The organism is Leifsonia sp. YAF41 (assembly GCF_052113185.1).
GTDB lineage: Bacteria > Actinomycetota > Actinomycetes > Actinomycetales > Microbacteriaceae > Cryobacterium.
This window is the reverse complement of sequence record NZ_JBFRCS010000005.1, coordinates 95764-110242: the sequence shown is the minus strand read 5'-3', so window position 1 is coordinate 110242 and position 14479 is coordinate 95764. Positions and strand designations below refer to the sequence as shown.

At 64.3% G+C, this 14479-nt stretch carries 12 protein-coding genes; 11 read left to right on the top strand and 1 reads right to left on the bottom strand.

The features are described from left to right. Positions 1–25: 25 nt before the first annotated feature. The 10 genes from AB4Y63_RS06440 to AB4Y63_RS06395 all read left to right on the top strand — a co-directional run bounded on the left by AB4Y63_RS06440 (position 26) and on the right by AB4Y63_RS06395 (position 11090). Positions 26–997 (top strand): amino acid ABC transporter permease, encoded by a 972-nt coding sequence (locus tag AB4Y63_RS06440; RefSeq protein ID WP_441790221.1) that lies wholly within the window; start codon positions 26–28, stop codon positions 995–997. Next, a complete protein-coding gene (locus AB4Y63_RS06435; RefSeq protein WP_441790220.1) occupies positions 994–1803 on the top strand; it encodes an amino acid ABC transporter ATP-binding protein in 810 nt (269 codons plus the stop codon). The genes AB4Y63_RS06440 and AB4Y63_RS06435 overlap by 4 nt, the downstream gene beginning before the upstream one ends. Before the next feature lie 74 nt (positions 1804–1877). Further along, a complete protein-coding gene (locus AB4Y63_RS06430; protein WP_441790219.1) occupies positions 1878–2633 on the top strand; it encodes an SDR family NAD(P)-dependent oxidoreductase in 756 nt (251 codons plus the stop codon). A gap of 111 nt (positions 2634–2744) precedes the next feature. Next, positions 2745–4034 (top strand): extracellular solute-binding protein, encoded by a 1290-nt coding sequence (locus AB4Y63_RS06425; protein ID WP_441790218.1) that lies wholly within the window; start codon positions 2745–2747, stop codon positions 4032–4034. Positions 4035–4045: 11 nt separating this feature from the next. Further along, positions 4046–5008, top strand: coding sequence for a carbohydrate ABC transporter permease (locus AB4Y63_RS06420; RefSeq protein ID WP_441790217.1), 963 nt, complete (start codon positions 4046–4048; stop codon positions 5006–5008). Then, entirely contained in the window at positions 5005–5952 is a 948-nt protein-coding gene (locus AB4Y63_RS06415; RefSeq protein ID WP_441790216.1) for a carbohydrate ABC transporter permease, read from the top strand. Before AB4Y63_RS06420 ends, AB4Y63_RS06415 begins: the two co-directional genes overlap by 4 nt. After that, positions 5949–7694 carry an MGH1-like glycoside hydrolase domain-containing protein gene (locus AB4Y63_RS06410; protein WP_441790215.1) on the top strand — a complete coding sequence of 582 codons (1746 nt, stop codon included), beginning with the start codon at positions 5949–5951 and terminating at the stop codon, positions 7692–7694. Before AB4Y63_RS06415 ends, AB4Y63_RS06410 begins: the two co-directional genes overlap by 4 nt. Before the next feature lie 303 nt (positions 7695–7997). After that, positions 7998–9311 (top strand): ABC transporter substrate-binding protein, encoded by a 1314-nt coding sequence (locus tag AB4Y63_RS06405; RefSeq protein ID WP_441790214.1) that lies wholly within the window; start codon positions 7998–8000, stop codon positions 9309–9311. A 1-nt stretch (position 9312) separates the two neighbouring features. Continuing rightward, positions 9313–10239, top strand: a complete 927-nt coding sequence (locus AB4Y63_RS06400; protein WP_441790213.1) for a carbohydrate ABC transporter permease — start codon at positions 9313–9315, stop codon at positions 10237–10239. Continuing rightward, on the top strand, positions 10236–11090 hold the full coding sequence (locus AB4Y63_RS06395) for a carbohydrate ABC transporter permease (RefSeq protein ID WP_441790212.1): 855 nt from the start codon (positions 10236–10238) through the stop codon (positions 11088–11090). Before AB4Y63_RS06400 ends, AB4Y63_RS06395 begins: the two co-directional genes overlap by 4 nt. Before the next feature lie 420 nt (positions 11091–11510). Here AB4Y63_RS06395 and AB4Y63_RS06390 read toward each other — a convergent pair whose 3' ends face one another. Further along, the gene (locus tag AB4Y63_RS06390; RefSeq protein ID WP_441790211.1) at positions 11511–12176 is read right to left on the bottom strand and encodes a GntR family transcriptional regulator; all 666 of its coding nucleotides are present in this window, start codon (positions 12174–12176) and stop codon (positions 11511–11513) included. A gap of 155 nt (positions 12177–12331) precedes the next feature. Between AB4Y63_RS06390 and AB4Y63_RS06385 the strand changes: the two genes are divergently transcribed. Continuing rightward, positions 12332–14479, top strand: a complete 2148-nt coding sequence (locus AB4Y63_RS06385) for a beta-galactosidase (protein WP_441790210.1) — start codon at positions 12332–12334, stop codon at positions 14477–14479.

The window sequence follows — 14479 nt, the reverse complement described above, 5'->3', positions numbered from 1 at the left end:
CGAACCAATGCCAGGAGAAGTGCACATGCTGGAAGAACAAACGATGGAGAAGGCGGCAACGGTTTTGCAGCCGACCCCCGACAACACCGTCACACTGAAACACCCCGGCCGGGTCGTCGTGGGCATCCTCTGCGTGCTTGCGCTCGTCGGTTTCGCCGTCACCCTGGCGACCAATCCGCACATTTCGTGGCCGGATGTCGCGGCCTATCTGGTCTTCCCGAAGATTCTCGAGGGCGTGCTGGTCACCCTCGAACTCTCGGTGATCTCCACCGTCGTCGGCCTCAGCATCGGCGTCATCCTGGCGATCATGAAGCTCTCGTCGAACCCTCTCGCCCAGATGCTGAGCAACCTCTACATCTGGTTCTTCCGCGGCACCCCTGTCCTGGTTCAGCTGATCTTCTGGTTCAACCTCGCCTTCCTGTTTCCGACCCTCACCCTGGCCATCCCGTTCACCAGCATCGGCTACCAGTGGGACATGAACACCCTGATGACCGGCTTTAACGCCGCAATGCTCGGCCTGGCCCTGAACCTCGGCGCCTATGCGGCCGAAACCGTGCGCGCCGGGATCCAGGCCGTCGACGTCGGGCAGTCGGAAGCGGCCAGCTCGATCGGGATGACCCCGGCCCAACGGATGCGCATCGTCGTTCTCCCACAGGCCGGACGCATCATCCTGCCGCCGATCGGCAACGAGTTCATCAGCATGCTGAAGACCACGTCGCTCGTCTACGTTGTCGCCGGAAACGACCTGATGACCAACGCCAGCCAGATCTACAAGCAGAACAGCAAGATCATGGAACTCCTGATCGTCGTCAGCATCTGGTACATGATCTTGACGGCCATCGCGACCTACTTCCAGAACAAGCTCGAGAAGAAGTTCGGCACGGCAAACCTGCCGCCGTCGCCCCGAGCCAGCTGGGGTCGATCCCTGTTGATCAACGCTCAGGCGAAGCGCAAGCTCGCCATCCCGACGACGAATGCCTCAGGAGGATCACTGTGACGAAGCTTCAGCTTGATGTGAATGTGGCCGCTGCCGCAGCATCCACCGAACCGATCATCATCGCCGAGCAGGTGTACAAGTCATTCGGCACCAACCAGGTGCTGGCCGGCATCAGTTTCGAGGTCGCCGCCGGCGAGGTCGCCGTCGTGATCGGGCCGTCGGGATCGGGCAAGTCGACATTCTTGCGCTGCCTCAACGCCCTCGAGACCATCGACAGCGGGCGCATCCGCGTCTCGGGTTCCGACGTCGGATACACCTTCAAGGACGACAAGTTCTATGAGTGGGGCTCGAAGGACTACGCCCAGTTCCGGCTCGGAATCGGCATGGTCTTTCAACGCTTCAACCTCTTCAACAACATGAACGCGCTGGAGAACGTGGCCTGCGGACCGATCAAGGTCAAGGGTGTGAACAAGAAGGAGGCCAAGGAGCGCGCGCAGGCACTGCTCGAAATGGTCGGCCTCGGCACGCACGGTCATAAATACCCGAACCAGCTCTCCGGAGGGCAGCAGCAGCGGGTCGCCATCGCGCGGTCGCTCGCCATGGACCCCTCGGTCATGCTGTTCGACGAACCGACCTCCGGCCTCGACCCCGAGCTCGTCGACGAGGTTCTCGAAGTGATGAAGTCGCTGGCCCTGGCCGGAATGACGATGGTCGTCGTCACTCACGAGATCGGTTTCGCCCGCGAGGTCGGCGACTCACTGACCTTCGTCGACGGCGGCGTCGTCGTCGAGAAGGGCGACCCGCGCATGGTCATCGCCAATCCGCAGAGCCCGCGCACGCAGCAGTTCTTGTCGAAGGTTCTCTAACGCACGCGCCCCCCTACACCCCCATTCACACCCACACCCAGTCCAAGTTTTCAGTATCAAGGAGGTGCTCCGAGATGGAGCAGATCGTCATCATCAGCGGTGCATCGTCCGGAATCGGACGCGCCAGTGCCGAACGCTTCATCGCCGGCGGCGCGACGGTCTACAACTTCGATCTGCAGGAGCCGACCGACCCGGCGGCCGGCTCGATCTGGCGCCAGTGTGATGTGACGGATGACGTGCAGGTCGCGTCGCTGGTCGACGCGGTTGTCGCGGCGGAAGGTCGAGTCGATGTCGTCATCGCCAACGCGGGAATCAGCATCCGTCGCCCCTTTCTGCAGATGAAGCGCGCGGAGATTGAGAAGCTGTTCAGCATCAACGTGATCGGCGTGATCAACCTCTGGCAGGCGGCTGGGCGCCACATGTTCGATGCCGGCTCGGGCGTCTTGCTGGCCACCGCATCGACGAACGGAACGGCGGGCTACCCCTGGTACGCCGACTACAACGCGTCGAAGGCGGCGGTGCTCGCACTCTGCAAGAGCGTCGCGCTCGAACTGGCGCCGCGGGTGCGCACCGCCTGTGTCAGTCCTGGGTATGTCATGACACCCATGCAGCGACTGGAATATAGCGATGAGATGATTGAGGAGGTCAACGCGAAGATTCCGTCTGGGCGCCATGCCGAGCCGAGCGAGATTGCCTCAGCGTTCTACTTTCTCGCCTCGCCGGACGCCGCGTTCATCACCGGTCAGCAGTTGATCGTCGATGGGGGAGAGCTCGCCGGCGGAACCGCCTCGGCGTATCGCACGGGAATCGCGGATTCCCTCAGCGTGTAAAAAACACTGAGAAAACCTCGGGAGATGACCTGCGCGGGCCGTGTCATCTTGACAACGGGTGCATCTGTATACAGAATACAGAGACAACTGTCACCCGGAAGAGGTATCTGTATGTTCTCAAAGTCGAGACGACTTATCGCGATTGGCGCTGCCGCGGCGATCGCTTTGTCGATGGCCGCGTGTAGCGGAACGTCGGCCAAGTCAGACCCGAACTCTATTGTGTGGTCAACCTGGGGTACGCCAGAGGAACTCACTCGATTCAACGAGTTCAATACCGAATTCATGAAGCGCCACCCCGACATCACCGTGAAGCTGCAGCCGGTCGCGTCTTACGCCGACTACCACTCGAAGCTTCTCGCTCAGCTCACCTCGAACACTGCTCCCGATGTGTTCTACGTCGGCGATGACAAGATCGGCCAGTTCGTCGCCTCCAAGCGTCTGATGCCTCTGACCGATCTGATGGAGTCCCCGGCGAGCCAGACCAAGCCGGACGACTTCTTCCCTGGCCTCTTCGGTGCAGCCAAGACCGACACCGATATCTTCGCGGCGCCGAACGACTCGAACCCCGACGTGCTCTGGTACGACAAGGTCGCCCTCGCAAACGCCGGCGTGACCGAAGACCCGGCCACCCTCGCCGCCGCCGGCGAGTGGACCACCGCGAAGTACCTCGAGATGAACGACAAGCTCAAGGCCGCCGGCCTGACCGGCTCGATGTTCTGGAACTACTGGGCCACCCACTACAGCTGGATCTCTTCGCAGGGCGGCACCGCCTTCGATGAGGCCGGAAAATTCGTCGCCAACACCGACAAGACCTCGGTCGCTGCGGTTGAGGAACTCGGCAAGAACTTCAACGACGGAACTTTCGTCGTTGCCGACACCCTTCCCTCCGGCGCCGGCGCCGACAGCGTCTTCGTGACACACAAGGCCGGCTTCTTCTCACAGGGTCGTTACACGATCGGAACCGTTGAGTCGGCCGGCGTGCAGGACGACTACGACATCGTCGCGTGGCCGACCCCCGACGGCACCCCGGCGCCGACCGGCGTCGCCGCCTCGTACCTCGCGATCAACGCGGACACCAAGGCGAAGGATGCCGCGTTCACGTTTTGGACCGAGTTCCTGAGCGCAGAAGGCCAGACCTTCCGTCTCGGCGGCGGCGGCAACGCTGTGCCGTCGATCAAGGGCGCCGACGATGTCGTGCTCAAGGACGGCTACCCGGCGCACGCCCAGACCTTCCTTGACATGCGCGACATCGGCTTCGCCGGTCCCGCAACGGAGGCCAGCGTTCCCGGTCTCTCGACCGACGTGAGCGACAAGATGCTCGCGTTCTACCAGGGCAAGGGCGACGCGCAGAGCACTCTCGACGATGTCGAGAAATTGATCACCAGCAAGACCAGCAAGTAAGGCTGTAAATAATGACCGTCGTGTCGAGCTCGCACACCGAGCAAACGCACAACGCCTCTCCGGCGGCAGGCGGGCTCCACAAGGAGTCCGCCTGGCGGCGCCGGGACCGGCGTTGGGGCTACGTGTTCGTAGCACCTCAGGTAATCGGAATGGCGCTCTTCGTGCTGTTGCCGTTCGCCGGAAGCTTCATTCTCGCTTTCGCCTCCTGGGATGGCCTGACTGACCTCACCTGGGTCGGGTTCGATAACTTCGTGTCACAGCTGGGCGACCCGCTGCTCATCCGCAGCATCATCAACACCCTGTTGATCGCCCTGATCACCGTGCCGATCGGCCTCGCGTTCTCGCTCATCATCGCCGTCGCGTTGGAGAAGCTGAAGACTCGCACGCTCTATCTGGTGTTGTTCTTCGCCCCGGTGGTCACCAGCACCGTCGCCGTTGCGATGATCTGGCAGCAGATGCTCCGCGCCGATGGTGTGCTGAGCGACGTCATCTCGAAGACCTTCGGCATTTCACCGCCCGACTGGCTCGGTGACCCCACCCTGGCCTTGATCTCCGTCTGCATCGTGTCGATCTGGGCGTCGATGGGTCTGAACGTCATCATCTTCCTGGCCGGTCTGTCGAACATTTCGGCGTCGGTCATTGAAGCAGCCCGCATTGACGGCGCCGGCGCCTTCACGCTGTTCTGGCGCATCCGGATGCCGCTGCTCTCGCCGATCATCTTCTTCTCGTCGGTGATCGCCTTCATCAGCTCGTTGCAGACGTTCGACGTCGTCTTCGTGCTGACCTCCCAGGGTGGACCGGACAACGCCACTCGCACGATCGTCTACCACATCTACGATCTCGGCTTCGGCCGGTTTGAGTTCGGGCCGTCGAGCGCGGCCGCCATCATCCTGTTGGTCATCACCCTGGTGATCACGGCCATTCAGTTCGGTGCACAGAAGAAGTTCGTTCACTACGAGGATGGTGCAGAGTGACCCCGGTCGAAACAGATGTCGTCGATGAGGCCGCACAGATCCTTGCCACCGAAGCCGGTCGCCCCGAACAGGCCACGCCGCGCCAGTCGCGCACGTCGGCCAAGCCGGGGGAGCGCGCCTCACTGACCCGCAAGGGCCTGCTTCACCTGATCCTGACGATCGTCGGGATCGCCATGGTGTTCCCGTTCATCTGGATGCTGCTGACCTCGTTCAAGACGCTGCCGCAGCTGCTGCAGGACCCACTGAGCTTCTGGCCGGACCCGTGGACGTTCAGCAACTATTCCGATGCCTGGAACGCTGCCCCGTTCGCTCAGGCTTACCTGAACAGCATCTACATCACGGTGCTCGCCGTGGTCGGAACCCTGCTGACGGCATCCATGGCCGGCTACGCCTTCGCGCGCATCAAGTTCCGTGGCAGCAAAGTCATTTTCATCATCTTCCTCGCGACGCAGATGATCCCCAAGCAGGTGACGCTGATCCCGTTCTACCTGATCATGAGCAACTTCGGATGGGTCGACTCGCACCTCTCGCTGATCATTCCGGCCATGATGGTCAACCCGTTCGCGGTGTTCCTGATGCGTCAGTTCGTGATGTCGCTGCCGCGTGAACTCGAAGAAGCCGCGCTGATGGACGGCGCAGGGCGCTGGCGCACCTTCTGGAGCGTCGTGTTGCCGAACCTCGGCCCGGGCATCGGTGCGCTGAGCATCATCGTCGCGCTCGACGTGTTCAACTCGTTCCTCTTCCCGTTGGTGCTGCTGAACAGCCCCGACTTGTTCACTGTTCCGCTGCTGCTGTCGTCGTTCAGCGGCCAGTTCGGTGCGGTCAACTACGGCCTGATCATGGCGGCCTCCGCTGTTGCGACGATCCCCATGCTCATTGCATTCGTGATCGGCCAGCGCAAGATCATCGCCAGCATGGCTGCCTCGGGGCTGGGCGGACGTTGAGCGACACCGCGACCGTTTCGACGGCCTCAACCAGTGACCTGCTCGCGACGGTCGGCACCTTCCTCGACCTCGTCGCCGCCCCCTTCACGCTGCCACGCTCGCGCATCCTCGTGCTCGCTCACGGCGACCAGGCGACGGATGCTGCACCGCTCACTTCGGTGCGCGTCTGCCGCGCCGAGTATGAGCGCCGCCTCTCGGACTGCGTGGTCTTCGACCGCCTCTCCGTGGCCGGCGCCGACGGCGAGCTCCTCGCCGTCACCGCGGTGCTTCCGCAGCGGATCGAATTCGGCGGAGGGCTCGTCACGCTGACCTTCGCGGGCCCGCACGCGCTGAGTGTCGGTGTCGCAGCCGGAACATCCGCCGAACTTCGGCTCGGGGTTCCGGGTGGAAGCACAACGGCGATCGCCCTCGGTGGCGACGCCGCCGCATCCGTTTCGCTCACCGTCGGCGAGGAGCGCGTGGTCACCACGTCTCTCTTCGGTGCGGATGACGCCGACGGTCACGCCGCGCACCTCGGCGCAACCGAGACGATCTGGCGCGACTGGCTCGACCGCTGCCCGCGCGTGCGGCCCGATCTTCAGGCGATGACCGCGTTCTGCTGGTGGGTGCTCGGCGCGAACATCGTCGAACTGCCCGGCCAGGGGAGTGCGCGCGCCGTCGTGCCCTCGAAGATCGGCTACGTCGGTCTCTGGCAGTGGGATGCCTACTTCATCGCCGTCGGCCTCCGCCATGGCGACGCCGAGCTCGCACGCGAGCAGCTCGACCTGGCCTTCCGGTTTCCGACCGAGACCGGCCAGCTGCCCGACGTCGTGCACGACGAGGGTGTGCTCGCGTCGAGCGACGATCTGCCGCCGGCTGACCGCGAGACCCTGCGTGCGCACGGGTCGAACGTTGCCGACCCGAGCATCCCGGTTCCGCTGACCAAGCCGCCGCTGGCCGCCTGGGCGCTCGGCAAGATCCTGGCGAAGTCGACGGATGTCGATGCCGCGGAGCTCGCCTCCTGGGCCGACACCAACTGGCAGACCATCGCTCGCTCGCAGGACTGGTGGTTCGCCGGTTCCGACCTCGACGGCGACGGGATGCCCGAATACGGCCACCCCTACTCGTCGGGTCTCGACGACAGCCCGATCTTCGACGGACCGTTCCCGTTGGCTTCGCCCGACCTCGGCGCCTACCTCGTGCTGCAGGACCGGCTCGTGGCCGCCCGCTTCACCGCTTCCGGCGATGCCCTGCGGGCCGCCGCGTGCACCGCGCGTGCCGACGCGACCCTGGGTTTGCTGCTCGAGATGTGGGACGCCGAGGCCGGCCGCTTCCTCTCCCACGCCGGCGACGAGATTGTGGCCTCGTACACCGCGGTCAGCCTCCTTCCGCTTCTGACCGGGGAGCTGCCGGCCGAGACCGCAGCGACTCTCGTCGCGGCGCTCACCGACCCAGCCCAGTTCGGCACGCCATGGGGCATCCCGACCGTGGCTGTCGGCGACCCCGACTTCTCGACTGAGCGGATGTGGCGTGGCCCCGTCTGGATCAACATCAACGCCTTGATCGTCGACGGGCTCGACGCCTCCGGTTACCCCGACGAGGCACGCCAGTTGGCCGAGCAGACCGTCGCGCTTGTGATTCACGGTGGCGGCCCGAACGAGTACTTCAACCCGGTCACCGGGCAGAAGGCGCGCACGGCGACGACCTCCTTCGGCTGGTCGGCGGCGCTCTACATCGATCTCGCGGTGCGGCTCTCCGCCTAGCGCGCGGTCACGTTCGAAGGCTCGGCCCTTTCGGGGCCGGGCCTTTTCGCGTCCTCCGACATTCTCGTTGATTGAGGAGCGCGCGAGCGTAGCGAGCACGTGTCTCGAAATCTCGTGAGCCGATGCTCAGACGCGACCCAAGTCCGGAGATTCTCTCGCGTGGTCTCGAGATGCGCGCTCCTGCGTCGCGTACTCCTCGACCAACGAGATGGCCGCCGCACGACCCTCGATGCGGGCGTTGACGAATCTCTCGGCATCCGTGTACTGTATACAATATTCTGCGCTCTCGACAAGGAAGTCATCATGAAGATCAGCAAATATCTCGTTCCAGTTACGGCTCTCGCAGCGGTGGCTCTTCTCGCCGGTTGCGCGACGGGCGGCACCGGGGGCGCGGCCGCTCCGGCCCTCGACCCGAGTGCCAAGGTCTCCGGTGAGATCACCGTGTGGTCATGGGATGTCGCGGCGACGGCGCTCAAGCGCCTCAGCTCCGAATACGAAGCAGCCCACCCCGGAACCACCATCAAGGTCGTCGACGTCGGATACGACAACGCGTACGACAAGCTCTCGGTCGGCTTCAAGGCCGGTAGTGGTCTGCCCGATGTCGTGACGATCGAGACCGACCGCGCACCCGGCTACATCACCGAGTTCCCGACCGGCCTGACCGACCTCGGCCCGATCATCGGCGACCAGAAAGCCGACTTCGACCCGTCGAAGTGGTCTGCCGCCTCCGATGAAGCCGGAAAGATCCTCGTCGCTCCGTGGGACTCCGGAACCGTCGGCCTGTTCTACCGCTCCGACTACCTCGCCGAAGCGAACGTCGACCCGGCATCCCTCACCACCTGGGACGACCTGATCACGGCCGGCGAGAAAATCAAGGCCGAGACCGGCCACACTCTCATGTCGATCGACGTGTCGACCGGCGCGACGTTCACCATGATGCTGCAGCAGCAGGGCCAGGGCCTGTTCGACGCGAAGGGTGACATCACTGTCAACTCGCCCGAAGCGGTCAAGGCACTCACCGTTCTCAAAGAGATGAACGACAAGGGGCTGATCAAGAACGTCAAGGGCTGGGACGGCCGCGTCACCGCGACCAAGGACGGCGACTCCGCCGTGCACCCCGAAGCCGTCTGGTGGACCGGAACCCTCACCGGTGAAATGCCCGAGCTGTCGGGCAAGTTCGCCGTCGCCCCGCTGCCCGGCTTCACCGCCGACGGTGTGCGTACCTCGAACAGCGGCGGCTCCGGCCTCGCGGTTCCGGCCCAGGCGAAGAACCCGAACCTCGCCGCATCCTTCGTCGCCTGGACCCTGGCCGACACGGCCAACCAGGTCTCGATGATGAAGAACGAGGGACTGTTCCCGTCGTACCTGCCGGCCCTGCAAGACGACTTCTTCCAGCAGGAAGACCCGTACTTCTCCGGCCAGAAGGTCTACTCGCTGTTCGGCGAAGAGACCGCGAACATCCCGTCGATCAACTACACCAGTGACAACGCCAAGGCGCAGGATATGGTCGCCAACGCGGTCGTCGCATCCGTCATCAACGGGGCAGACCCGAAGAAGACCCTCGACGACGTCGCCAACCAGATCGCCAACGCGACTGGTCGCACGATCGCCGAATAGCATGACCGTCTCGTCCTCTCGGGCGCGCACCCGCGCCGCCCAGGGCGGGCTGACCACACCCCGGACGCTGGGGCGCAAGCTTCAGCGTCCGGGGTTGTACTTCGCCGCCCCCGCCCTCGTTCTGTTCGCACTGTTCTTCGCCTACCCGCTCGGCTCGTCGCTCTACCAGAGCATGACGAAGACCGTCGGCGGCCAGACCGTGTTCGTCGGTCTCGACCAGTACGTCCGCCTGTTCTCCGACCCGTTGATCGGCAAGAGCCTGTTCAACGCGGGCATCCTGCTCGTCATCCAGGTTCCGCTGATGATGTGCCTGGCCGTCGGCCTGGCCTACCTGCTCAATCAGACCTGGCTGAAGTTCAAGGGCGGCTTCCGCGTTCTGCACTTCCTGCCGGCCGTCACCACCCTGGTGGCCTACTCAGTCGTGTTTCGCGTCATGCTCGCGACCGACGGCGGCGCCGTCAACCAGATGATCGGCCTGATCGGCATCGCTCCGGTCGACTGGCTGAACAACGAGGTCTGGGCGCGGGTCGCACTGATCGCCTCAATCACCTGGCGCTGGACCGGCTACAACATGGTCATCATCCTGGCCGGACTCCAGGCCATCCCCGGCGAGCTCTATGAGGCAGCACGAATGGATGGCGCCGGCCGCTGGGCAATCTTCTCGAAGATTGTCGTTCCGCAGCTGCGCCCGGTTCTTCTCTTCACCGGCATCACGTCAACGATTGGCGCCCTGCAGCTGTTCGACGAGAACTTCATTCTCACCGGGGGAGGGCCAAGCGACGCCACCCTCACGCCCGTGCTCTACCTCTATAAGGTCGGCTTCCGTCAGTTCGACTTCGGCTACGCCTCCGCCATCGGCTGGATGATCGTTGCGATCACCGCGGTGATCGCGCTCATCCAGTTCCGTCTCACGAGGGAGAAATCGTGACCCGCGCTACGCCGACGGTCGCCACCAAACTGGGCTCGGCCATCCGTCACGCCCCCGTCTACATCGTTCTGCTGATCGGCTCGATCATCAGCCTCATCCCATTCCTCTGGATGATCATCGCCTCGACGCATCAGACCTCTGACCTGTTCGGCACACCGCTGCCGGTGCTTCCGGGCGGCGAACTGCTCACCAACCTGGCCCGGTTGCAGGAGTCGGTGAACTTCGGCCGCGTGATGGTGAACAGCCTGCTGGTCGCGATCGTCTACACGGCGTTCAGCTCCGTCATCAGTATCATGGCCGGCTACGGGCTCGCGAAATTCAAGTTCCGCGGGCGTGGGATCGCGCTCGGGCTCATCCTCGTCACGATGATGATTCCGATGCAGGTGCTGCTCGTGCCGCTGTTCCAGATGATGGCCAGCCTCGGCTGGATCGACACCTACCAGGCCGTCATCCTGCCATTCGTCGCCAGCGCCTTCGGAATCTTCCTGATGCGGCAGTCGTTCCTCGACTTCCCGGACTCGCTGATCGAGTCATCCCGGATCGATGGCGCGAACGAGTTCCGCACCTTCTACCGGATCGTGCTACCGGTCGCCCGGCCGCAGATCGCCGCGCTGATCATCTACACGTTCATGACGCAGTGGAACGCGTTCATCTGGCCGCTGCTGATGCTGAACACCGAAGAGAACTACACGATTCCGGTGGCGTTGAACACGATGATCGGCCTGTCGCGGGTCGACTACTCCGGTCTGATGCTCGGTTCGCTGCTGGCGACCTTGCCGCTGCTGATCTTGTTCTTGATCTTCCAGCGCCAGTTCATCTCTGGCCTGCTCGGTGGGGCGGTCAAGGGCTAGCGCTGCCCGCCATCTCGCTGGTCGAGCTTGTCGAGACCGGGTGCGTGGGTCGTGAGATCGGCTCGCGTGATCTCGACAGGCTCGATCACCGATCGTTCATCCGAGGCGGATGCCCCTGGTCGAGACCGGGTACGCCATCTTCGGCTTCGAACCATTTCGTTGGTCGAGCTTGTCGAGACCTCGTGACCGGGTCTCGAGATCGGCTCGCGTGATCTCGACAGGCTCGATCACCGGTCGTTCATCCGAGGCGGATGCCGCTGGTCGAGACCGGGTGCGCCATCTTCGGGTTCGAACCATTTCGTTGGTCGAGCTTGTCGAGACCTCGTGACCGGGTCTCGAGATCGGCTCGCGTGATCTCGACAAGCTCGATCACCGGTATGGCTCGATCACCGGTATGGCCCGATCACCGGTGCGGCTCGATCAGCGGCGCGGAGCCAGCGCCGACGTCAACTCCGCGTTGGCGAGAATGCGCTGAACACCGTTCAGCCAGTTCGCCTTGAGGGCGGCCTGTGCTCCGGGAATGTCGCCCTCGACGAGCAGGTTCGCGATCGTGGCGTGCTCTGCCGCGACGCGGGCGATCATCGCCCGGTCCTCGACGAGAAGTGATTCATAGCGGTGGAAGAGCCCGCGCACGCCGCCGATAATCTCAAGCAGTCGTGAATTGGGGCAGGCGCTGAGCATGATGTTGTGCCACTCGTCGTCGCGATGGGCGACCTCGGCGTGCTCGGCGATATCGTCGTTGAACTCAGCGGCGAGGGTCGCGAGCCGGCGCCCGATCTCCTGAATCTTGTCGAGCGGGGAGAGTTCGATTGCGAGACCCTCGAGGGTGGCGATCACCGGCGCGAGTTCTTCGAACTCGCTGGCGCTCAACTCGACGAAGCGAAAGCCCTTGCCGTTCTCGCTCGTGATCTGGCCTTCGCTCTCGAGGCCGATCAGAGCTTCACGCAGCGGGGTGCGGCTCACGCCGAGTTCGGCGGCAAGCTGAACCTCGTTGATGCCTTCGCCGGGTTGGGCATCGCCTGATCGCATGCGTGCGAGCAATTCATCGCGCACCTGTGCGCGAAGTGTCTTACGTTCGATTGCCATGCGCCCTCCCAGGCTCACCAATGAGACGCCCAGTTTATGGGTTGACTCCATACAATATTCGTCATACGGTTGCTGTATACAGAATACAATCTTCACAACGCGGTGTAAATGGTTCGCTCTCACACTGCACGAGAAATCCTGAAAGGGGAGCGGGCATGACCTCGACTCCTGCACGGCCGATCAAGCTTGATGCACTCGCCTATGGCGGCGACTACAACCCTGACCAGTGGTCTGAAGAGACCTGGATCGAGGATGCCCGGCTGATGCAGAAGGCCGGCGTCAACCTGGTCTCTCTCCCGGTGTTCTCCTGGCCGCAGATCGAACGGACGCAGGGCGTCTACGATTTCGGCTGGCTTGACCGCGTGATCGACCTGCTCTGGGAGCACGGTATCAAGGTCGACCTCGCAACGGCGACTGCCACGCCGCCGGCCTGGCTTATTCGCGAGTTCCCCGAGGTGTTGCCCTCCAACATCCACGGCCAGCGTCTCGAGTTCGGTTCGCGTCAGGCGTACTGCCCGAGTTCACCGATCTTCCGTGAGCACGCGCTGCGCCTCACCGAAGCGATGGCCACGCGCTACGGCAACCACCCGGCCCTCGCCCTCTGGCACATCTCCAACGAGTACGGCGACCACGTGCCGCGCTGCTGGTGCGACGAGTCGGCCCGTCACTTCCGCCGCTGGCTCGAGGCTCGCTACGGCAGCATCGACGGCCTGAACGAGGCCTGGGGCACCACCTGCTGGGGCCAGAACTACAACACCTTCGAACACATCGAACCGCCGCGCACCTCGATGGGACCGATCAACCCCTCGCAGAACCTCGACTTCGAGCGATTCTCGAGCGACGCCCTGCTCGAGCTGTTCCAGAGCGAGATCGACGTGCTGCGCCGGGTCACCCCCGACGTTGCAGTCACGACCAACTTCATGAGCCTCTTCAAGGAGCTCGATTACTGGGACTTCGCCGCTGCCGAAGACCTCGTGACGGATGACGCCTATCCCGACCCCGCAGACCCCCAGGCACACGTGCCCGCGGCTCTCAACTACGGCCTGATGCGTTCGCTGAAAGACGGCCAGCCGTGGCTGCTGCTCGAGCAGGCTCCGAGCGCGGTCAGCTGGCGTGACGTGAACGTGCCCAAGGCTCCGGGGCGGATGCGTCTCGACAGCTTCCAGGCCATCGCGCACGGTTCAGACGGAGCCATGTTCTTTCAGTGGCGCCAGGCCAAGTTCGGCCCGGAGAAGTACCACTCCGCCATGCTCGGCCACCGCGGCGAGAAGAGCCGCACCTTCCAGGAGACGGCAGCCCTCGGACACGAGCTCAAGCAGATCGAGGCCGTGCGCGGAACCCGCGTGCGAGCATCCGTCGCCCTCGTCGCCGACTGGGATTCCTGGTGGGGGAGCGCGGCACCCGACTCGCTGCCCTCGCAGCGTCTGAACTGGCTCGAGCAGGCCCGTGCCTGGCACGGCGCCCTGTTCGCCCTCGGCCACACCGTCGACGTCGTGCGCGCCACCGGCTCGTTCGACGGCTATGACGTCGTCGTCGTGCCCAACCTCTACATCGCCACCGACGAGCAGGCTGCAGCCATGACCGCGTTCGTCGAGCGCGGCGGCCAGCTGGTCGTCGGCCCCTTCAGCGGCGTCGTCGACCCGACCGAAAAGGTGCACGAGGGCGGCGCCCCCGGCCCGCTCCGCGCGCTGCTCGGTGTCGAGGTCGATGAGTGGTGGCCCCTCTCCGACGGGCAGACCGGTCAGGTCAGCCTGGGCGGCGAACAGCTCGAAACCCAGATCTGGAGCGAGTGGATCGACGCGGCACCGGATGCCGAGATCGTCGCGTCGTACTCCGCTGGAGTTCTGGCGGGGCGCGCCGCGATCGTGCGCAACGCGGTCGGCGCCGGCTCAGCCTGGTACCTCTCGGCCACGCTCGCACCGGCCGGTCTCGAGCAGGTTCTCGCTCGCGCCCTGGCGGCTGCGGGCCTCGAAAACCGTGTCGCCACTCGCGACCTGGAGGTCGTCACCCGCACCGACGGTGACACCGACTACACGTTCGTGCTGAATCACGGCCACACCGACGCATCCGTCACCGTGCCGGCCGGCGCACACGACCTGATCACCGGTGCCGACGTGACCGGCCGGCTGACGCTGGCCCCGGCCGGCGTCGCGGTGCTCGCGCACCCGGCGAATGTCGCGCACCCGTTGATCGAGCTTGTCGAGATCCCGCACGCCGACCTCGAGACCCGGTCACCGGTCTCGACAGGCTCGACCACCGAATCCACCGAAGAATCCCACCCGACCGAGAAGACAGAGGTCTAG

Excerpts from the sequence above, each read along its gene's own strand:
- AB4Y63_RS06440 (WP_441790221.1), top strand. The coding sequence starts at position 26 with ATGCTGGAAGAACAAACGATGGAGAAGGCGGCAACGGTTTTGCAGCCG.
- AB4Y63_RS06430 (WP_441790219.1), top strand. The coding sequence starts at position 1,878 with ATGGAGCAGATCGTCATCATCAGCGGTGCATCGTCCGGAATCGGACGC.
- AB4Y63_RS06425 (WP_441790218.1), top strand. The coding sequence starts at position 2,745 with ATGTTCTCAAAGTCGAGACGACTTATCGCGATTGGCGCTGCCGCGGCG.
- AB4Y63_RS06420 (WP_441790217.1), top strand. The coding sequence starts at position 4,046 with ATGACCGTCGTGTCGAGCTCGCACACCGAGCAAACGCACAACGCCTCT.
- AB4Y63_RS06405 (WP_441790214.1), top strand. The coding sequence starts at position 7,998 with ATGAAGATCAGCAAATATCTCGTTCCAGTTACGGCTCTCGCAGCGGTG.
- AB4Y63_RS06400 (WP_441790213.1), top strand. The coding sequence starts at position 9,313 with ATGACCGTCTCGTCCTCTCGGGCGCGCACCCGCGCCGCCCAGGGCGGG.
- AB4Y63_RS06390 (WP_441790211.1), bottom strand. The coding sequence starts at position 12,176 with ATGGCAATCGAACGTAAGACACTTCGCGCACAGGTGCGCGATGAATTG.
- AB4Y63_RS06385 (WP_441790210.1), top strand. The coding sequence starts at position 12,332 with ATGACCTCGACTCCTGCACGGCCGATCAAGCTTGATGCACTCGCCTAT.